The organism is Alteromonas sp. MB-3u-76 (assembly GCF_002831605.1).
Lineage (GTDB): Bacteria > Pseudomonadota > Gammaproteobacteria > Enterobacterales > Alteromonadaceae > Alteromonas > Alteromonas hispanica.
The window spans coordinates 3,080,402-3,101,912 of sequence record NZ_CP025115.1 but is presented as its reverse complement, the minus strand read 5'-3'; the positions used below and the strand labels follow the sequence as shown (position 1 = coordinate 3,101,912).

Sequence of the window (21,511 nt, the reverse complement as noted above, 5' to 3'; positions counted from 1 at the left end):
TTACTACTTAAACATCAATAACTAATCGCAGATTAGAACCAAGCTTCAGGAATAATAACAATATCGCCGGGTAGCATATCTACGTTTTCAGTAATGTCACCCTCACGGATCAGGTCATCAATGTTTACCTCGTAAGTTCGCTGCTTACCTTCAACTACACGTACTAATTTGGCGCCATTACCGTTGGCAAATTCAGTAAGCCCACCCACCGCAATCATTAAGTCTAGCAGTGTCATGTGCTCCGTGTAGCTAACAGCGCTAGGGTTAGTGGCTTCACCAATTACACGCACTTGTTCACTAAGTGGACCAGAAAAGTTATTAACGCTTACGGTTACCCTTGGGTTGTTAATATAGGTAGAAAGCTGCTCTTCAATTTGCCTGGCAAGCATAGTGGGAGTTTTGCCAGCTACGTCGATATCTTCAACCAATGAAGTTGTAACCTTGCCGTCGGGCCTAACAATGAACTGCCCCGATACTTCTGGGTTTCGCCAAACAAAAATAGTAAGCGAATCGCCTGGACCAATTAAATATTGATAGTCGTTAACGTCAGTAGTTAACGATGCTCTTGTTGTGGCTTCAGGGAGTACACCGGTGTTACTACAGGCACTTAAGCCTAACAAAACAAAGGGTGTACAGCATGTAAGTAGCGTTTTAATGCGTGACATAAGAGATCATCCTACACTCATTATGGTTAATTATTGCTTTTGGCGTTTACCCTACGGTAAATGTCACTATAATGCCAATATCAATTCTAGTCTATTACTATAAATCCCTTTATGATGGGTGAAATGCTGTAGTTTTTTGGAGGCCAGGGGTGGCAAGCAACAAGCGTAACCAAAGTAAACGTTCAAATATTCTTGTTTTATCTGAAGCATTACTTATTTCTTATATGGGATATATCTCCCATTTTATCCTCACACAAATAGGCATGGCTGAGACTGTTACTGTAGAGAAGCTTATTGTGAACGTGGGCATGCTTACTGTTGCAATCTTACTTTGTTCGCTATCTGTTGGCTTATATGAGGCCAAATTACGCGAAACATTTCGTGGCATAATACGACGCATATTTGTGAGTGTAGGTCTCAGTTACTTTTTAGTAGAAGTAATAAGCCGCGCCTTTTTTGACAACCTTCTTATGAATCCTTATTTCCTACCTGCGGCGGTGGGAGCAATCATCATCACGCTCGTTATTTTCAGGTACTTTACTAACAGACTTGGTTTGCTGGGTTTAGGGAAAGCCAGAATTTTAGTACTTGGTGCCGGCGAACGCGCTTCTATTATCGAAAAGCGCATGCGCAGAGATGTTGATAGAATTGGTTTCGAGTTAGTTGGATTTGTTCCTATTCCTGGGGATAACCGCGAAGAAGGAATACGAAAAGAAAAGTTAATCCACCTCAAAATAGACGACAGCTTTCAGCAATTTATATCCGACAATGAAATAGAAGAAATTGTAATAGCCTGCGACCAACGTCGCGGCACACTACCCGTAGAAGTATTGTTCGACTGCAGGCTACGCGGCATAGAAGTAACAGAACTGCTTGATTTTATGGAGCGTGAGACAGGCCAAATAGTGGTTAATCTTATGTACCCGAGCTGGGTAATCTATTCCAATGGCTTTCAAACCCAAAACTATTTGCGAGATTCTCTCGACTATACGTTTAACGCGTTGCTGGCATTTATAGTGTTCTTTTTTGTTTGGCCGATAATGCTGTTTACGGCTTTAGTTATTTATCTTGATGATGGCAGAAGAACGGGCGTTTCAGTATTTTATAAGCAAGAGCGAGTAGGGCTAAACGGTAAATTGTTTAACATTATAAAGTTTCGCAGTATGCGCCCCGATGCGGAAAAAGACGGCGCTAAATGGGCAAGTAAAAATGATAATCGCGTAACCCGAATTGGTAACTTTATTCGCAAATATCGGGTAGACGAATTGCCTCAGTTACTTAACGTGTTTAAAGGCGAGATGTCTTTCATTGGGCCACGCCCAGAACGACCGCAGTTTGTAGAGCAACTAGTGCGCGAAGTACCGTATTACAACCAACGTCATAACGTGAAGCCTGGCTTGGCAGGGTGGGCGCAACTAAACTACCCCTACGGCGCAAGTGTGGAAGATTCCATGGAGAAGCTTAAGTTCGATTTGTATTACGTAAAGCATCAAAGCTTGTTGCTGGATATTCTTATATTGATACGTACCGTTGAAGTGGTGCTTTTCGGCAAAGGCCGATAAATAAAGGGCGATAAACAATGAAGCTAGATAATCGCCTTAATGCGATGACAGTAGACGTAGAAGATTATTTTCAAGTTTCTGCGTTCGAAGGTGTAGTAGATAAGAAAGACTGGAATTCAATAAGCCTTCGCGTTGGCGATAATACAAATCGTCTTTTAGATTTGTTCGCAGCTAATAATGTAAAAAGTACGTTTTTTACTCTTGGGTGGGTAGCACAGCGCTGCCCCGATGTAATCAAGCGTATAGTGAGAGAAGGGCACGAATTAGCCAGTCATGGTTTAGCGCACCAACGCGCTACAACCATGACAGAAAAGCAGCTGTACGACGATATTAAGCAAAGCAAAGATATTCTTGAAAATATTGGTGGCGTAGCCTTAAAGGGGTACAGAGCCCCCAGCTTTTCCATTAACGATTCTAACATTTGGGCCTACGATATTTTAAAAGACTTAGGCTTTACCTATTCTTCAAGTACTTACCCAATTAGCCACGATTTGTACGGCGTGCCCGAGTGGCCACGCTTTAAATATCAACGAGACAATGGGTTAATAGAAATCCCCATACCTACCATTCGCAAAAAAGACACTAACGTTGGCATTGGTGGGGGTGGGTATTTTAGGCTTTACCCCTACTGGCTATCGAAACGTCGTATTAGCGAATTTATGAAAACGGAAAGTGCACCATACAGCTTTTATTTTCATCCGTGGGAGATAGATGCCCAGCAGCCTAGGTTTGATAACGCGCCGTGGAAGTCGAAGGTTCGTCACTACATTAACCTTTCGAAAATGGAAGGTAAGATAGAAAAACTAATAAAAGACTTCAATTGGGTAACCATGCAAGAAGCCTACGACATTAAATAAGCCATAAAGAATAGATAATAATAAAGCAGGGCAGGGAAATACTCATGAGTAAAAGTAAAGCGCTGAAAGAAAAAGAAAGGGATGGAACTGCACTTACGTTTGCTGAAAATAAAGCGTTTTTTATATCTGGTTTTGCAATATTCTGCCTGTGGGTAGTGTTTAGCTGGCAGGGGCTACGCACTGTAGTTGAAATTTGGTATGGCAATGAAATATTTAATCATGGCTTTTTTATTGTACCCGGTGCTTTTTATCTCATTTATTTAAAACGCAAAACGCTTTTGGCCCAGCCTATTCAAACTTCTCCCCTAGCTTTTATCGTTATCATTCCCGCCTTATTGCTTTACATAATTGGCGTAGCTGGCGACATACAGCTGTTTCTTCATGCTGCTACGTTCACATTACTACCTGCACTTATTTGGTTATTGATAGGTACAAAAGCCGCTAAAACTATTTTATTCCCACTTGTGTTTATGTTGTTTAGCATTCCCATTGGCGAGCAGCTTATTCCCTATCTTCAAGAGATTGCCGCCGATGGCTCTGTGTCGCTGCTTCAACTGACTGGCGTGCCGCTTTATAGAAGCGGTCTATTCATAGAGATACCTCAAGGACGTTTCTTGGTAGCCGAGGCCTGTTCTGGCGTAAGTTTTTTCATCGCCAGTTTTGTGATAGGTAGCTTGTATGCCTACCTAAACTTGGTATCAACAAAACGCAGAATAGCCTTCGTTGCAATATCGTTAATCTTCCCCGTACTGGCAAACATAGTGCGCGTATATGGCATTATTCTTATTGCTTACTGGACAGATATGGAACACGCCGCGGGTGCGGATCACCTTATTTACGGCTGGTTTTTCTTTGCGTTTGTTATTGTGTGTTTGTTGGGTATTGGGGAGTTAATGCGTGAGACTGTTCAATCAGAGCGGCAAGCCTATTCAGCGCCTAAAAAGCCTTCAATAAGTTTTACTATTTTTACAGTTTTATTCGCGTTGTTTATTGTAAGTACGGCTTGGGCAATGAATATAACAAGCGCCAATAATGCAGCGAAGTTACCATCAAAACCACTACTCAATAATCTAAAAGTCGAAAACTGCAGCACCACGTCATGGCAGCCGATTATTGTAAATGCAGATGTAGAAGAGACTATTTATCTAAGTGATACTAATTGTGGTGTTAAAGTTTATGCTGCATGGTTCAGTGAGCAAGATAATGAGTTAGTGAGCGACTTACATCGCATTTTCGACCCTGAGCAGTATTCTCTTAGCCACACCACCAATATGAACAAAAATGGTTCAACGTTCTCTGTTTATCATGTTGTATCTTCAAATGGCGAAAAGCTCAGTATTGTAAGGTGGTATAACGTGGATGATAAGCTATTCACGAGTTCGGTAAAAACCAAAGTACATCAATTGAAGAATGTACTTTTAGGGAATGCCAGTAGCGGAAGAATGTACGTGCTTGCCGCAGAGGGGCATGATGCCGGAGAGTTAGAGAGTGCAATAACAGTTATTGTTAATGGGCTGTGAATAATGCTACCTCAGTTTAGGAGTTAAACTCGTCATGACTAACGCCATATCATATGGGCGCAATATGATAAGCCTAATATTTGCGTTGTTATTGTTAGCATTCGTGGTTTATGGGATAGCTACTTATCCTGCCTATCAAATAGTACTGATAGTTTCAGTTGTGATGTACTTGTTTGCTTTAAGGCTATTTCCGTTCCTTTGGTTATATGTTCTCTTATTCATAACCATAGCGGTTAACTTAGCACCTTGGACTGGCCGATACATCGTAGACGAACTTGATTTTTTTGTTGCCGCCACGGGGATTTATTTTTTACTAATTAATAAAAAGCGTCAAAAAAATACTCGCCACTTTTACATTGCTAGTGGTTTGGTATTCCTCTGCTTATTTACATCTTTTGATTTGAGTTGGTTAGGTGCGTTTAGCCCGATGCACTCAAACTTTTATGTTACACCGTTAAATGGGCTGGTTATTTTCAAAGGCTTGCTTTGGGCATTACTGCTGTCGTGGGTTTTTTATCAACAAAAAGCAGATGAGCCCGAAAAAGCATTAAAGCATTTGTTACTGGCCGCTATGCTGGGTGGCTTTGTGATGTTTGTGGTTATTATGTGGGAAAAACAAGTGCTTGGAACGCTGTTTTCCGGCGCAGACATTTACACCAAGGTGAATACCTTCTTCAACCTGAGCTCAGCTTATCGTACTACAGGCATTATAAGTGGTATGCATACTGGTGGTGAGAGTATCGACGGTATGTATCTGATTTTGCTGCCACTAACACTTGGCGCTTGTTTTTACTTTAAAAATAATGTCGTTCGATTTACTGCAATCGGCGCCGTAGTGGGTGTAATGTACGGTGTGTTAATGGGTTTTACCCGTGCAACTTACGCCGCTAGTTTTATTGCTATTGCCGTGCTGTGCGTTATGTACTTTTTGCAAAAATGGCGCAGTGCTGCTGTATTGGAAACAGGCAGCAATGCTACTAGGCCGTCTGCCAATAATGTGTCTTTAATGATGGTGTTTGGCAATGTAATTAGCTACGCGTTGCTTTTCTACGCTGTTTATCAGTTGCATAAATTCGCCGGTTACTATGCCGAGCTCTCTGCTGGATTTCTATATGCACTCATTCTGCTCTTAAGTACATATCGCCGTGTAAGCACTCTTATTGCATTGCCTATTTTATTATTAGCCTATCTAGGTTTTACTTATATTAACCTCGATAGTTTTCAAAGCAGTCAGTGGGTAGATAAAGATACTGTGTCAGAACTATCACTGTATTTCCATATTGCTTTACCATTGTTAGCTTTTGCTGGTGTGTTTATGTTTAACCGTAAACGGGAAACAGACTTAGCGCGAATTGGAATGGAAACAATTGTTGTGCTACTTGTTAGTGTATTACTCGCAGCGGCTTTCTCAGGTGCTCGAATTAATATACGTGCCGAAACCAGCACAAGCGATTTAAATACTCGTCTTGAGCATTGGCAAGGCATAATCGACAGTGGCAGGTGGAATACCTCTGATATTCTATTCGGGCATGGTTTGGGTACCATGCCCACAAATTACGCGTTATCAGGTGCCGGCGAGCTAGAAAAAATAGGTACGTTTGAGTTTAACAAACAGCAAGAAACGTTAACAATAATCCCTGGTTCAGATCTGCTGTTCTCACAACGGCTGAGTTTAGATAATCAAGGCGCCTATCTGTTTGAAATAGCATACAAGGCAACTGAAGAAGTAAGAGTGGCAGTAGCGTTGTGCAGACGTAACATGATTATTTTTGAGTTTTGGGCCCACGGCTGCGGAAACATAATTAGGCGCACGCTACCTTCAACTGGCGCTGATGAGAGCAAGACCTATTTAATGGGACTCACCGCTACCAAAGACACCTTTTTCGGCTTACCCGGCGCACTTACCATGAAAACAACAGCGGGTAATGTGCCGATAACGATTGAGTCTATTTCGCTACTTAATGCAAATGGCGAGCAACTTCTTAAGAATAATTCGTTCGATTATGGGGGCGACTTCTGGTTCTTTTATTATGATTTTGAGCATTTAGTTTGGCACATTAAAAATTTATATTTGAGTTTTGCGTACCAGTTTGGCGTTATAGGGGCATTATTAATAGGTGCTTTGATTGTGTCGGCTGCTATCGCGTTTAGCTCGAAAAACCAGTTGCTTAGTTTACCCGCAGCCATATTTAGTGCATTTTTAGCCGGGCAGTTTGCTTTTGGCTTATTTGGAGACCCTTTAGATTCATCACGTACCAACATGTGGTTTTTCTTTTTACTCTTTGGTGCGTTACTTCCGTCTCATAAAAGTCCACCTCGACAGATTTAGCCATGCTGAATGCCAATAAGCTCATTAATAGTGCTTTTTTCTCCGTTGCAGCCAAATTACTGGGTAAGACTCTTGGCCTTATAAGTACTGTAATTGTTGCGCGTATTTTAACGCCGGAAGACTTTGGCTTTATTGCTATAGTAAGTATGGCATTATATTTTTTTGATATTCTCTCGCACGCTGCTGGTGAACAATACATTATTCAAAAGGGAAGGGTAGCATTCTACGATTTACATACTGCTTGGACATTGAACTTAGTACTTAAAGTGTTGATAGCAATAGGACTTGTTATAAGTGCAGGCAGTGTTTCTTTATTCTTTGATAAACCTCAGCTAAGCAGTGCGATAATGTTTAGCGCGACTATTCTGCCACTTCAAGCGCTTAAGTCGCATAAAATAATGCTACTTAAACGGCAACTTCGCTTTAAACCTCTATTTTGGCTATCTTTTCTTGAGCGGTTTTTCGCGCTTCCTGTATTAATAACATTGGCTATTTTAGTGGGCGATTACTGGGCATTCCTTATAACCGATGTGATGGTTGCTATGTTTGGTTTGCTGCTTTCGTTTTTCATGCTGAAGGGGATGCCACGCTTAACGTTAAGGTGTGTTGGAAAACAGTGGCGCTTTTCTCAATGGATGCTTGGTAAGCACCTATTAGGCTATGCACGTTCTCAAATAGACACATTGGTAGTTGCAAAAGTATTCAACGCTTCAATGTTGGGTAATTACCACATGGCGCGCGACCTTGCCATGATGCCCGCACATTATATACTCAGCCCCGCTATTGAGCCATTACTCGCCGTGTTAAAAAATGATAGGGCAAACAAACGTGAATTGTTAAACAACGTTGCGTTTGCATTGTTAGTTGTTGTTTCTATTAGCCTTCCTATTCTAGCTGTTTTGGCACTGTATTCGAAACCTATTGTATATGTACTTTTGGGCGAGAAATGGCATATGGCAGCGCAATTACTGCCGGTGCTGTCCATATTGTTTTTTTATTGGTGCATTGTTCAAGTGCTAGATGCCGCTTTAATTGCCCTTGATAAAGTGCAGTTTTTATTTCTGTTTGATTTAGCGTCGTTAATGGTAGTTGCCTTAACGCTAATGATGGGGATTTTTTATAACGCAACGTTATTAGAGCTTGCCTGGTATCGTGCGCTATCTGGCCTGTTCACCGCTTGTGTTTTGTTGATATGGGTATTTATCGGGCATTGGAACTTACTGAAAGCCCTTTTAATGCTGGTTACCATCGTTGTTGCCCTTGCAGCGCTTGCGCTTAGTATGGTTTGGCTTACAGGCTTTAACGAATTTTCTAGTGCTTCTGTATCAATTAGTTATATCTTACAAACTGGTGTTTCTCTGGCTGCATTCTCTTTCATATATACAGCTCTGTTCTTACTATTCCTGACAAAATCGAAGCACTACCATATAGTAAGGCTAAAACAGCTAGTTGCGTTGTATTTACCTACCTCATTAGCACGGAAGTTTTAGATGAAAAAAACAGTAGTTATTCTTTGGATATTCTTATTTTTGCTATTCGGCCCTAACGATGATGCACGAGCAGATGCAGAGGGCAGTATACTTAGCGCAACGTTGGCCAAATCACAAATGATGCAGATCATTACCCCACGACTAGACTGGGCAATGGCGAATAACAATTATGCAGTACAAACGTTTGACGCAGATTGGGAGGTGGTGCCTAACGACTCTATTGCCTTATATCAGCAAGCAAGACAAGTGTATATTTTCGCAAAAGGCTTTGAGGCCACAAACGATAACCGTTACCTCGCTGCAATGATTAAAAGCGCTGATTTTATGATAGACCACATGTATAACGAGTCGACGTCAAACTGGTTTGCTAGCGTTGATAGAGATAATTATCTACAACGCAGCCAATCAAAGGAATATGACACTGCATTTGCGCTTTTCGCCATGGCGCATGCGTACGACGCTTCAAAAGAAAAGCGCTTCTTAGACAAGGCTTTGGCAACATGGATGTTGAGTGATTTGGCGACTGGTTTTTTGCTTGCCAAAAGTAAAGAGAATAGTGATACCGAAAGCACTCACCATAACGAAACATGGTCTACTAACGCATTAATGCACTTGTTTGAGGCATTTCTAGCCTTACATGACGCCACAAAAAGCAGCATTGTTTGGCAGGATATAGAGACAATTGCGAACTTTGTCGCGACTCCTTTAATACAAGATGAAGGCTACATAGCTGAATATTATAAAAACGTTGACCAGCCGCTGGCAATTAGCAATGGTGGTTATGTGGAGTTAGGCCATCAAATAGAGTGGGCGTACTTGTTTCATACTGCGGTGGATAATGGACTTGATACTAGGTACAGGACGCTAGCAAACTCGCTAGTTGAATATGCATTAATGATTGGCTGGAATGAGTCCGAGGGTAGCCTGAGTGGAAGAGCGGATTACAATCATCAATTGATTGAGAAACAACCGGTTTGGTGGGCGCAGGCAGAGTTTATGAAGCTGAATCTTTACCTCCTGAATCAGAGGATTGAAACGGATAGATCTAAATTACTTTTGTCCCGAAGCTATGGTTTTATAGTTAATAATTTTCTTGCTCAAAATACAGGTGGCTGGGTTATACGCGATCGCAAAAACGAAATAAGACCCATTGGATACCATTCCGTGGCAATGTACGATGAAATTAATGATGAATGAAGCTTATTAGGGAAGGGTTTAACCCAATGAAATTTAGTGTTTTTAAAGACAAATTAGTTAGAAAGATTGATGAATCTCGATTAAATAGTGCATTGGAAGGGTATCTAAATTTAGATCCTGTAGAGTCTAACTCGAATGCAGAAGTTACGGTGATGACTCAGTTATATGCAAAAGCTATCTATATGGGTGTTGCTGCTATTCACTCTTTGATACGAAAGTTAGAGTGTTCCGTAAATATTGAGGTTATTGATGATGGAAGCCTGACGAATGAGCACCATGTAATTCTGTTCAACGCGTTCCCTGGTCTGACTATTACAAAAATTGAAAATATAGAACGCTACGGTTGCCCCGCTGGCGGTTGTTGGGAGCGGTTACTTAGAATTCAAGAGCTTACAGATAACTATTATGTAATACAAGTTGATACAGATATTCTAGTTGTAAATGAGATTCCAGAGATTAACGATTGTATTAATGCTAATCGTGCTTTTATTTCGTCTTCACCAGATTGGCCGAAGACGGTTAGCATTGATGAGATAGTGGATTACTCTTCAAAGTCTGGCAGTCAAAATATTCAGTTTGAAGCAGAAAGACAATTGTCAAAAATCACTTCAATAGATTTAGCCCATTATGTGAGGGGGTGTGCAGCGTTTACCGGTTTTCCTAAAGGAGCAGGACTTACAGATAAGCTTTCTAAATTCTCTCAAGAAATGGAATCGATATTGGGAAAGCGATGGCATGAATGGGGAACGGAGCAGTTTGCATGCAATACCATGATAGCGCTGTGTGAAAATCTTAATGTCCTTCCTTGGCCAAAGTATCAGAATTTTTGCTTTCCAGAATTTAGACCATTAATAGAAGGGACTAATTTTAACGAAGAGGTCGCCGTTATCCACTTTATAGGGAGTAACCGCTTTAAATATAATGTATATTTGAATTACGCAAAGAGCTTATTAAACTTGTTGTCGAACAAATAGCCATGGCTGGTGTGGCGTCATATTATTCGTTATATAGTAAACGAACTTCATAACCGCGGCTCATATAAAATAAAGCATATCAAGTTATTATTAATCCTCAGTCTAATTCCCGTAAATTTAGTTACCGGAGAAGTTTTGCACATTGGAGCACCATGAACTTGGAAAATTTATGTCTACCGGTCTCGGTAATCGTTCCACTTTACAACCGAGAGGCTTTTCTTCCTCAACTTTTTAGGACCTTGGAGTCTCAAACATTTAAAGAGTTTGAGGTTATTCTTATTGACGATGGAAGCAGCGATGGCACTCATGCGTGGATAGAAAAACATTTTCGGGAATCTGTTCTGACCTATCAATATGTTTATCAGGATAATGGTGGGCCCTATAAAGCAAGAAACAACGGTTTAAAACACGCAAAAGGTAAATATATCGTCCTATTTGATAGCGACGATGAATGGCCAGATTATCATTTAAAGCAATTTTTTGATGCTATGGAGTCGAACAAAGATATCGACTGGATTTTTGCGAGTATAAAGATAATAGAGCACGAAAGCCGAAATGTATTGCAAGAGTCAAACTTTGTTGACAAACGTGGCAATGAGCACCCTGTCATTTCACTTCAATCTGAAAGTAGGCTCGTTGGGGACAGAGAAATTAAGGTCATTATAGACCCGAGGCTTCCTGAGACGATGATAGAGCATACACTTCCCGGTAGCATGCAATGTTCAATAATCAAAAGATCTGTGTTCGACAGTCATTTGTTTGATGAGAGCTTTAGAACTGCTTACGACCGTTTCTATTGCATGAAGACTGCCATCAAAGGATTTAAGTTTGGGTACCTCAAAAATACTCATCTTATCTATCATGTGCATGACGATAACATTTCTACCGTATCAGCTAATACCCCAGCTGAAAAACTTAAGAAAAGCGCGATAACAATGATTAGGGGATATAGATTAATTGAAAAAGAAGCAGTGAATTCGAAACAAAAAAAAGCAGCAAAAAAGCGTGTTAGCGAAGTTCATGCGTGGGAGCTCTCTATGGCTGAACAATCTTTAGGTGATTACAAGGCAAGTATAAGTGCCATTTGCGTCGCTATAAACAATAGCCCTAAAAATTTTTCGTTTTACAAAACACTGTTTGCAACTTATGTCAAGTTAATCTTATCTAATCTCATCAGTTTTATTAGGGTAGATAAATAATGTATGAAGTTACGATGGATGCAGTAATTCCTCATTATGGCGAATTGACGCAACTATTAAATATATTGGATTGTTTCCAATTGGCTGATAAGCCGATTGGTTTTGGGAAGATAATAGTTGTCGAGAATGGACAAGAAGCAAACGCTTCAAATGTTACCAATTTATATCCTAGCTTAAACATCGTTTATATTTACACAGAAACCGCAGGTCTAACCAATGCGAGAAACATGGGTGTTAAATCTAGCGAGGCTAAGTTCATCTTACTTCTTGATAACGATCTAAGTTTCAGTAAATCTTTTCTCAGCCACTATTACGACGCATTCTCACAGCGCGGGCAAATGTATTTTTATGGTGGGCAGATAGAGCCTGTGTTTGAAAGCAATCCTCACGAGTGGTTACTTGATTACTGTCCTACGTCTGTAAAGGGGTTGTTTTTCGATGAAGATTCAGAAACGAGTAAAGCAGAGTTTTTAGGTGGTAATCACGCCATTTCTAGAAAAGCTATCGAGTTACTTACTAAGGAAAATGGTCAAGTTTACGATGGAGAATCAGCTACCGCTGAATCAGGCGGCATTGGAGAGGAGACGCGCCTTCAGAACTATTTGCTGGCTAAAGGCTTTAAGGGATGGAAAGTGTCAGGGGCTACGGTGCTACACCCCGTTCCAACAAAGTCTTTAACTTATGAATGGGTGTGTAATCGTAGATATCGTGCTGGTGTAACTACTGGATGTACAGAGTTATTGACTCATAAGTCTGTTCCTGTGTGGCTTTCTAAAATATTTTACTCAAACTATATTAAAGAGCAGTTTTTTTTGTTGTTTTCACAGCGACTAGCCCTTCAATATGGCGTCTCTCGGGCTTGGGCTAAAGGTGCTATTGACGCTATTAAGAACAGGACTCCTAGTTAGTGGCTTCATTTCGTTCAGCATTAAAATTTTCTTACTTCGGTGGTTATGCAGTAATAGTATCCCAGCTCTTGACGTCAATGGTTGTAGCTCGATTACTAGAACCTTCAGACTTTGGACTTTATTCAGTTGCAATGGTATTTGCAGTAATAGCCGAGTTAATCAGAAACTTTGGGGTGAGTAATTACATAATAAAAGAGAGGGAACTCACAACTCAAAAGCTCGAGTGTGCACTTTTTCTTTTGATAGTAACGAGTTCGTTTGTTGCTGGGCTGCAATTTTTTATGGCAGTCCCTATTGGCAGCTTTTATAACGAAGAACGTTTGACCGCAGTATTACAATTATTATCGCTTAACCTCGTACTTATTCCTTTTGGTGCTATTACGAAATCTCGTTTAAGGCGAGAATTACGTATGAAAGAACTATCCATTATCGATGTAACTAGCAATTTAGTGGGCTCTCTCGTTACGCTAAGTCTTGCCTATTTGGGGTGGGGGGTGTTTTCACTACCACTAGGATTAATAGCCGTATCGCTTACTTCAGTCTTTATCACATTTTTTTTCCGGTATGGCGATAACCCTAAACGTTTGAGAGTGAAGGGAAGCAAAGATATCTTCTCTTTTTCATCAATAGTTGGACTTACCGGAATCGTAAACCATATTGGGAATAGTTCTCAAGACTGGCTGTTAGGTAAACTTGTTGGAATGGAGAGTGTCGGTTTGTATTCCAGAGGTTCTTCCACTGTAGCGTTGTTTGATCGGTTGGTGTCTAACCCTGTAAATTTATTGATAGCTCCAGTTTTTGCAACTAAAGCAAATTCGGGAGAGGCAATAGTACCCACGTATATTAAGTTGACTTGTATTCAAGCATCAATTGCTTGGCCTTGCTTGATAACGCTAGCATATTTTTCAGAACCAATAATAAACTTACTATACGGCGCGCAATGGTCCCTCGTTTCAGATTTACTGATTTGGATTTGCCTGGCAAAAATTTTGATGACTATTACTCAATATGCGAATGAGATCCTCGTCGGAATAGGTAAGGCTAGAGAAGTTTTCTGTGCGAACTTGCTTATGATGATCGTGAAAATATCAATTTTAATAGCGTGTATTGACTTAGATTTAGTCTATATAGTCATGGCTGTATCGCTGTCTGTTCAAACGATTAGATTATTCACGTATTTATATATTCTCAATCTCTCAATCAAGCTAAATGTTGCCGTGTTAGCAAAAAAGCTTGCGAAAGTAGCTTTTGTTTGTATTTTATCCGTTAGCCCATTATTTCTATATGATAGAAGTGAGGTAACGTTGAGACTGGTTCCTCTACCATTCATTTCTCTTCTGATTTGGTTTTTCTTCTCAAAGGTGATGAAGTTAGATGTTTATCTTGAAATAGACAAAGTAATTGAAAGGATATACTTACGTGAAAACTTTAGAAAATATTTTTCTAAATAACAAAGATAAAAAGCATATATTTGTTCAACCTGGGGGAAATTGGGGGGATCATTTAATATACTTTGGGCTTGAATGTTTGGCTGATAAAATTAATCTTAGATATGAAACATTTAAGATTAATGAGTTTTTTGATTACGCACCTGAACCGAATGAAGTGGTTTATATTCATGGTGGCGGTGCGTTCAACTCTTGGTCGACTGATGCAGGGTTTAGAGCGTTAAAGCACGCGATAAACTCAGATGCATTAGATGTAATCTATGGCCCTTGTACATGTTCACAGGATGTTGAGTTTCTAGAAGGGAAATTTGGCGAAATCATCAACACGAAGCGCAAATTTACTTTGTTCGCGAGAGAGCTAATAACCTATTCAATATTCAACAACTTAAATAGTTTGAAGGGAAGCGCTGAAGTATTGTTAGATAATGATACGGCATTCCATTCGACCAAAAAGGCGTTACAGGCGCTTGCTGGAGAAGAAAAAAATGAATACTCTCTTTATGGTTATAGAAGTGATAAAGAAGATAGCGGTATAACGTTTGTACCGACCCCGCAATTTTTACTCGTGGATCCGCCTGAAATAGCTAAGAGTTTCGCACATTGGGTAAGAATTCATCTGCATGCAAGAGAGATAGTAACTAATAGAACACACTCTTCAATTGTTGGTTCTATCCTTGGGAAGCCCACTACGTTATTTGATAATAGTTACCATAAAAATCGAAGTATATGGAAGCATAACCTTGAAGTTCGTGGGGTGAAATGGATCGAAGCTTCAGAGGCAATTAAGATTGTTGAACCAAAAGGGATAGCTAGGTTTATTCCCAAAAAGTTAAACAATAGTTGGAAAATGAATGCGCTCTTTAGAAGGTTGAGAGGTTTTCCTCAGTGCTAAAATATAATATTTCGACTTATTCAAACAAAAATTTACGAACATATGCTCTAGATACTCTAGGAATGATTTGATGAAATACTGCTTATACGAATATTCTAACTCTGATAACTTGGGCGATGAAATACAAAGCATCGCAGCCAAGCGATTTCTTCCGACAATAGACTACTTCGTCGACAGAGATAATTGGGATTCAAGTAACGTTAAGGAGCCTGCGAGGCTTATTGCTAACGGTTGGTATACACATAACAACGATATGTGGCTACCTTCAAATGAGTTTATTTCTCCGTTGTTTATATCATTCCACATTACGCCCCAAGCGCGTCCGGTTTTTGAGAAAAAGGAGACGTTGGAGTTTCTTCAGCGCCATGGACCTATCGGTTGTCGTGATTTTGAAACTAAAGAGTTTTTGCAGAGTCGAGGTGTGGACGCATACTTTTCTGGCTGCTTAACGCTTACCTTACAAACTCGCGATATACCGAACAAACATAATTCTACTGTATTCATGGATATCCCTGAGCGTCTAGTTTCAAAGATGCCGAGCAAACTGGTAGATAATCAATTAACTGTAAAGCAATACTACGATAAGACTCTACTATTGCTTCAAAAGGTCGACAATAAGTTGGGTACCACATTAGCCCGAAATATCGGTTTTAAACGAGCACAAAAGCTTTTGGATACCTACAAAGGTGCCAGTCTTGTCATAACACAAAGGCTGCATTGTGCTTTACCTTGTACTGCCATTGGGACTCCAGTAGTTTTCCTTGTGCCGCATTACAATGATGCTCGTTATAAAGGTCTTATTTCGCTGACTAATCATATGAGCTATGACGAATTTTTAGAAAATCCATCGAGCATATTAGAGATGAATAACAGAGAGGCGGATAAAGCAAAACTACTAGGTGAAAAGCTTTCTACTATTTGTAATAAATTTATCGCTGATGGCATAAAACCAGAATGCTATGACCTATTGTAGTTTGTGATTGAGTTCTTAAGATAAATCTATTTAAATTATTTTGAATAAAGCATGTAATCGAAATGTATTTACTATTTGGTCTGGGTTGAGATTTATGTTTTTTACGCCATATTTATGCAAATTATGGCGTAGTTAAAGTTTTGGCTACGAAGGCCTTAAAATTTCGCATGATTACTCTTGTTGAGCGCCCGCTCTTTTTTGCATACTGTATAAATCCTCTATCTTTAAGTCTCCCAATATCAATTTTGAACCTTCAATCGTCAGGTGCCCGTTGTCTCTATACAGCCACGTTTCATTCTTTGAAGTGATACACCTACCTTTTTCACAAAATAGCGTTGAGACATCAAAAACGGCACTAACGCTCTCCAGTTCTTTTAAGATGGTTGTTACACCGTTCTGGTGCTTTTGGTAAGTTTCAAAACTAATAGTACAGTCGCCTAGTAGTAATAGAGCAGGCCCATACTCTCTCTCTAAACACTCTCCAATGTTTCTGCCGTCTCTAGGGGGGGGGGATACGAACACAATAGATTTCCCAGCTTTATTTAGTTCATTTATCATAAATTTATATGAGTCAACGAGTACTGAGCTACCAGTTATAATTCTACCATCATTCGCTAGTATATCGTTCTGTAAGTAAAACTCGATTGAGGAACTTAGAACTACGTTTCTGATATTGTCGTTTTTTCTAATAAAATCGAAAGCTAATGTATTGAAGTGAATACAATCTTTAGCCCATTGTTCACTGTAATTCGAGTTGACAATAGCAATATTTAAAAATGGACCGCACATACTTTTCGTTATTTGGGCAATGTTGTTTTTTATGCTGAGCCCAGGCACCAAATGCATGGCGTAACTATCTCCCCAAATAACAGTGTCGAACGATTCACTATTAGTACACTTAATATTCATATTTAATCTGTCATCTATTGCATCTTGGCACTCTTGTGAAAACCCATAATTCAATTCCTTTTGGGTCATAACTCTATTATCAAAATTTTCGTTTATTGGTAGTAAGGTAATTATGATAGGAATAGTTAAAACAAGGACGGTAGCGAAAACGAAGTTCCGTAAGCTCGATAGCTGTAACGGAGCACCTTTGTGACGAAAAGGTGTTTCAACATATTTGTATTGAATTTGACCCAAAAAAATCGAAAAAATTATGATTAAGCAACTCACAAGGAGTGGTGTTTGCCCAACGTAAGCTAAATAGGAGAATGCAAATAAAGGCCAATGAATTAGATAAATAGAGTATGACCAGTCACCAACCTTAATTACCATTCTATTAATAAAGTTTTGCGAGAGCCATAGATCATCGCCTAATAGAATAACAGCCGTACAGCATGCAATGATTAGTGCTTCTATGCTTGGGTGGGAATGCGTTATTTGTAGATAACCTAAGGTCAGTATTATAGAAAGGCAAGCAATCTTAGTACGCGGAGTGACTGCAATTCGTTTATTTAAATACAACCATGCAGTGACTGAACCTGCTAGAAGCTCCCAAGCTCTTGTTGGCAACATATAAAATGACCACTCATATTTGCTGACATCGCTAAAACGCCAAAGAAAGGGTACGTTTTGGTCAGTAGCATTAGACCATGAAAAACACATGTAAATACTGGCCATAAAAACAGATATTAATGCTGCGACTCGAAGCCCTTTGGGAGTTAAAAATAATACTAGAGGCAACAAAAAATAGTATTGTTCTTCGAGAGATAAGGACCATATATGGAGGAGTGGTTTTCCTTCTGCTGCTGCATCAAAGTAACCAGTCTGCGTGGGAAGCACCATATTTGCACTAAATGTTACTGCACCTATCAATTGATAGGAAAAGTCTTTTAGCTGTGAAGCGGTAAGAAAAAGTATACTTAGTAGCGATGTTAATATAAGTGTTACATATAAAGCAGGAAGGAGTCGGTTCACACGTCGTTGATAAAAGTTTAAGAAGCTAAATTTATTCTGCTCTATTTGCTCTAGAATTAATTTAGTGATTAAAAAACCTGATAGAACGAAAAAAATATCTACGCCGAGAAAGCCTTGCGGTAAAAAGTCTAATCCGCTGTGATAAAAAACTACGTAGAGAACGGCAATACCTCTCAAAAATTGAATATCGTTGCGCACATTATCCTTTTTTATCTAATTATATGAACTTAAAAATACAATTCATACATTGAAGTTTATTTAGTTTTCCAATGAGAAAGCTCAATCTGCAGTAACTCTTCAAGTTTTTCAATATCTCCCAAGAACTTGCTTTTGTGAACATTGTTAACTTTCAACTCTTTTTTCCTACCTCCAGTATTATACTTTTCCTTAATTACACTTCCTAACCAACCGGACTTGATATATTCAACTAGTTTAGATAAACCCAATTTTTTAAGAAACTCTTGGGTACGGGGAAATATAATTCTATTCACACGGCTATTCAGAATAGAGGGGGTAAAGCTATCATCAACATCTAAAAAACCATAAACCCTCTTTAAGAATGATCGAGGTTCATTTTGAAGTTCGTCATAAAATGCTAGGTGTATATTGTTGCGAGGGAAAGACTTAAGGATGTGTTCGACAAATGTCGCTTGCATGCTTAGCGTACTAATTATTGGTACTTGCTCCATTGCTTCGTCAAAGGTCATTCCATTGCATTGATTTGTTAGGCTTAATTGATAGTGGGAATAACTTCTCGCTACCGGTTCTCGTAAAATTAATATAATTTTGGTATTCGGCAGGGCAGCAGATATTCGGTCAATAGCTGTTTTAATATGGTAATAATTTGGTGAAAGTTCACCTATTGCTTTATGTTCAGCACCAGCGTCTTCAAAAAATGACGCATAATATTCTATTCCTTTTTCAAAATGACTACTGAAGAAATTTAGCTCTTTTACCTCTGGCACATACACCTCAGGGTGTTCTTTTAGGCATTCATATAACCACGTTGTGCCAGCCCTTTGTACGCCTACACAAATAAAATTAGGAAGGGTCATAGGTTATTCCTTTTTCTTAAACTAGCTTCTTGCTTTGAAGGTTGGTGATCGCTCTTGGATAAATACATATTGAGACAGCAAGCGGAAAGTGCAACGAGCCAATATAATACTTCCGCACGCATTCTATTAATGAATGTCATGCAAACGATAAATGTTACAAAGCCACTAGACAAAGAAAGAACAAATGAACTAGCAATAAAGTCTTTTCGCTTCCACAATTCTTTTCTAACACGAGCGAAAGCTTTGAATGTGTACCATATCATAAGCGTGAAAAACAAAAGGCCAAGAAAACCAGCTTCGGAAAGTGTTTCAAACCATGTCGAATGAACAGCGCGTTGTCGAGACTTTCCAGTGTCGATATGAGTTGGAATATAGTATGTCCCGTAATATTGAAAGGCTCCTGCTCCCGCTCCCAAAGGGTAGTCTTTGGCCATTTCTATTGAGGCAAGCCAGAAAAAGACGCGAGTTGACCCCGTTTCTTGCTCTTCGTTCAGTGTTGATTGCTCTTGAACAGTCATCATTCGATTAATAAAGGTATCGTCTGCTAGCCTGAAGAAGGCACCCACAAAAAGTAGCATACCAAGGAAAATTGTACCTTTTTCCTTGGCTGTGAAAGCTTTATTTCTAAAGCTAATGAATAGAAAATAAGAAACGCCTGCGACAACTCCCAAAAATGCGCCTCTACTATTAATCAATATCAGCGAGTTAAGGGAGAAAACTAATCCAATAGAATATATCCCACGTTGGATTAACGATTTGTGAGCAATAAGCTTGGCTATAAATATCACGATTGTTGGGGCTAGTGCCGCTGCCACTAAATTAGCATCGGGAGCATCTACCATTCCAACACCGGCCACTCGACCTGAGTTATCACGGCCCCAGCCAAATATATAAAAGGCTAAAAGGAAAGCACTGAGAAGATATGTATCGACTATCCAAGAGATATGTTTTTTTTGAGTACATAATTTGACTATGAGAAATGTCACTGCGGCCACTGTAAGCAGTGCATCCATCGCTGAAATATGATATTGAAGATATGGCGCATTAAAATAAGCTGCACAAAAACAAATAATGGTAAGCCACATAAATGCAATTTGAGGGTGTTTAAAGTATTTGTTTGGCCAGTATTTTCCAAACCCGATGAAAAATACGATTAACATTGTTAACACAAGATAAAATTGTGCGCCCAAGAACGGTAAGTAGCTTCCCCACCACTTATTTTGTGGGTTCAAGAAATAATCTAGCTGGTACACCATAAAAATGAGCACTGGGCCATGCCGTAAAGACATTGCCAAGCCCGTTAAAAACGGCAGTAAGTATAGTAGTGCCGATATCACTTGTTAGACTCCAAGCGTTCTATGTTCTGAATTACTTCAGGGCCTTTTATCTCCCAGTCGAACTGCTCTGCATGCTTACGGGCACATAACCCCATTTTTTCGCGCTTTTCATTATCATGCGCTAATAAAACTACATGCTCAACAAGTTCATCTGGTGTACTACAAGTTACGCTAAAGCCAGTTTTGCCGTGCACTAATGTTTCGGGTGTGCCGCCAGACATGCCACCTATAACAGGTATGCCGCAGGCTTGTGCTTCTATCATTACTATTCCAAAGCCTTCAATATTACGCCCTACATCTCTATTGGGCAGAACGAATATGTCTGCTTGCTGATAGCACGCCACCATGTCTTCATCGCTCACGTTGGGCATAAACCTGATGTTATCGTGCAAGTTCAGTTCGTGTGTTAGCTGTTTAAGGTATTCAATACGGGGGCCACTGCCAATAATGGCATACAGCGCATTGGGAACGCTTTTCACAATATCTGCCATGGCCTTAACCATCATATCGTGGCCTTTGCGTTCCTCGAGCCTTGATACAGTCACCAATACAAACCTGTCTGTCCATCCAAGCTTTTCGCGAGTAAATTCACAACGGGGGGCTGGTACGAATGCAGATGTATTCGCCCCAGGATTAACAATACAGCATTTATCTTTTTGAACATCCCAATGTTCAAGCAGCAAGCGATGTGAATTTTTACTATTACAAATGAGAAGGTCTGCTCGCTTAAGCACCGGCCGTAGCATCGCAGTCATGCTTCGGCTAGTCGCACTATTCTCAATATCTTCACCATGTATATAACAGTAATAAGGAATACCTTTGAAAAGCTTGAACAGCATGGCAACAAAGCCTTCAGGAATGCATCGCCCGCAATGAATAGCGGTTACATTGTATTGTTTAATAATCTTTCTAAGTTTTAAAAAAAGTTTTGTGTAGAAAATTAGGCCGCCTAGGGAAAATAACGCCCAATCAGACCAAGACGTGTAGTCAAAAGAAATTCTATGGATATTTAGTTCGGCTTTATTATCAAAAAGTGCGTCACCTTCTGCACTGCCGGCCACCACAACATACTTATCGGCATCTTGACGAGAGTATACCTCCCATAACCAGCGACCGCTTCCGCCATGCATTGGTGGGAATACTTCAGAGAAAACCAACTCTACTTTTTGTTTATCTTTCACGTTA

The 21,511-nt window shown here is 39.8% G+C and carries 17 protein-coding genes; 12 read left to right on the top strand and 5 right to left on the bottom strand.

Annotation, left to right across the window (positions count from 1 at the left end):
• Positions 1 to 32 precede the first annotated feature (32 nt).
• Positions 33 to 665 (bottom strand): XrtA/PEP-CTERM system exopolysaccharide export protein, encoded by a 633-nt coding sequence (locus CW735_RS13845; protein WP_071980227.1) that lies wholly within the window; start codon positions 663 to 665, stop codon positions 33 to 35.
• A 149-nt stretch (positions 666 to 814) separates the two neighbouring features.
• Here CW735_RS13845 and CW735_RS13840 point away from each other — a divergent pair, with 149 nt between their 5' ends.
• From CW735_RS13840 to CW735_RS13785, 12 genes are all read left to right on the top strand, one after another.
• Positions 815 to 2,227 (top strand): TIGR03013 family XrtA/PEP-CTERM system glycosyltransferase, encoded by a 1,413-nt coding sequence (locus CW735_RS13840; protein ID WP_071980226.1) that lies wholly within the window; start codon positions 815 to 817, stop codon positions 2,225 to 2,227.
• Positions 2,228 to 2,244: 17 nt separating this feature from the next.
• Positions 2,245 to 3,084, top strand: coding sequence for an XrtA system polysaccharide deacetylase (locus CW735_RS13835; protein ID WP_100972701.1), 840 nt, complete (start codon positions 2,245 to 2,247; stop codon positions 3,082 to 3,084).
• 44 nt (positions 3,085 to 3,128) lie between these two features.
• On the top strand, positions 3,129 to 4,604 hold the full coding sequence (gene xrtA / locus CW735_RS13830; protein WP_100972699.1) for an exosortase A: 1,476 nt from the start codon (positions 3,129 to 3,131) through the stop codon (positions 4,602 to 4,604).
• Between the two features lie 34 nt (positions 4,605 to 4,638).
• Positions 4,639 to 6,933: a hypothetical protein gene (locus tag CW735_RS13825; protein WP_100972697.1), complete on the top strand. Its 2,295-nt coding sequence runs from the start codon at positions 4,639 to 4,641 to the stop codon at positions 6,931 to 6,933.
• A gap of 2 nt (positions 6,934 to 6,935) precedes the next feature.
• On the top strand, positions 6,936 to 8,423 hold the full coding sequence (locus tag CW735_RS13820; protein WP_100972695.1) for an oligosaccharide flippase family protein: 1,488 nt from the start codon (positions 6,936 to 6,938) through the stop codon (positions 8,421 to 8,423).
• Positions 8,424 to 9,620, top strand: coding sequence for an AGE family epimerase/isomerase (locus CW735_RS13815; RefSeq protein ID WP_100972693.1), 1,197 nt, complete (start codon positions 8,424 to 8,426; stop codon positions 9,618 to 9,620). It abuts the gene before it with no gap.
• Between the two features lie 26 nt (positions 9,621 to 9,646).
• The gene (locus tag CW735_RS13810) at positions 9,647 to 10,594 is read left to right on the top strand and encodes a hypothetical protein (protein WP_100972691.1); all 948 of its coding nucleotides are present in this window, start codon (positions 9,647 to 9,649) and stop codon (positions 10,592 to 10,594) included.
• Between the two features lie 152 nt (positions 10,595 to 10,746).
• Entirely contained in the window at positions 10,747 to 11,793 is a 1,047-nt protein-coding gene (locus CW735_RS13805; protein WP_100972689.1) for a glycosyltransferase family 2 protein, read from the top strand.
• Positions 11,793 to 12,701, top strand: coding sequence for a glycosyltransferase family 2 protein (locus tag CW735_RS13800; protein ID WP_100972687.1), 909 nt, complete (start codon positions 11,793 to 11,795; stop codon positions 12,699 to 12,701). Before CW735_RS13805 ends, CW735_RS13800 begins: the two co-directional genes overlap by 1 nt.
• Positions 12,701 to 14,152 (top strand): oligosaccharide flippase family protein, encoded by a 1,452-nt coding sequence (locus tag CW735_RS13795; protein ID WP_100972685.1) that lies wholly within the window; start codon positions 12,701 to 12,703, stop codon positions 14,150 to 14,152. Before CW735_RS13800 ends, CW735_RS13795 begins: the two co-directional genes overlap by 1 nt.
• Positions 14,121 to 15,041 (top strand): polysaccharide pyruvyl transferase family protein, encoded by a 921-nt coding sequence (locus tag CW735_RS13790; RefSeq protein WP_100972683.1) that lies wholly within the window; start codon positions 14,121 to 14,123, stop codon positions 15,039 to 15,041. The genes CW735_RS13795 and CW735_RS13790 overlap by 32 nt, the downstream gene beginning before the upstream one ends.
• 70 nt (positions 15,042 to 15,111) lie before the next feature.
• Positions 15,112 to 16,014, top strand: coding sequence for a polysaccharide pyruvyl transferase family protein (locus tag CW735_RS13785; protein ID WP_100972680.1), 903 nt, complete (start codon positions 15,112 to 15,114; stop codon positions 16,012 to 16,014).
• Between the two features lie 171 nt (positions 16,015 to 16,185).
• On the opposite strand, the gene CW735_RS13780 is transcribed toward CW735_RS13785, so the two are convergent.
• The 4 genes from CW735_RS13780 to CW735_RS13765 are packed head-to-tail and all read right to left on the bottom strand — an operon-like array spanning position 16,186 to position 21,507.
• The gene (locus CW735_RS13780) at positions 16,186 to 18,132 is read right to left on the bottom strand and encodes an acyltransferase family protein (RefSeq protein ID WP_157812699.1); all 1,947 of its coding nucleotides are present in this window, start codon (positions 18,130 to 18,132) and stop codon (positions 16,186 to 16,188) included.
• Positions 18,133 to 18,188: 56 nt separating this feature from the next.
• Positions 18,189 to 18,989, bottom strand: coding sequence for a sulfotransferase family protein (locus CW735_RS13775; protein WP_100972676.1), 801 nt, complete (start codon positions 18,987 to 18,989; stop codon positions 18,189 to 18,191).
• Positions 18,986 to 20,326, bottom strand: a complete 1,341-nt coding sequence (locus CW735_RS13770) for an O-antigen ligase family protein (protein ID WP_100972674.1) — start codon at positions 20,324 to 20,326, stop codon at positions 18,986 to 18,988. The genes CW735_RS13775 and CW735_RS13770 overlap by 4 nt, the downstream gene beginning before the upstream one ends.
• A complete protein-coding gene (locus CW735_RS13765) occupies positions 20,323 to 21,507 on the bottom strand; it encodes a glycosyltransferase family 4 protein (protein ID WP_100972672.1) in 1,185 nt (394 codons plus the stop codon). Before CW735_RS13765 ends, CW735_RS13770 begins: the two co-directional genes overlap by 4 nt.
• Positions 21,508 to 21,511: the final 4 nt, after the last annotated feature.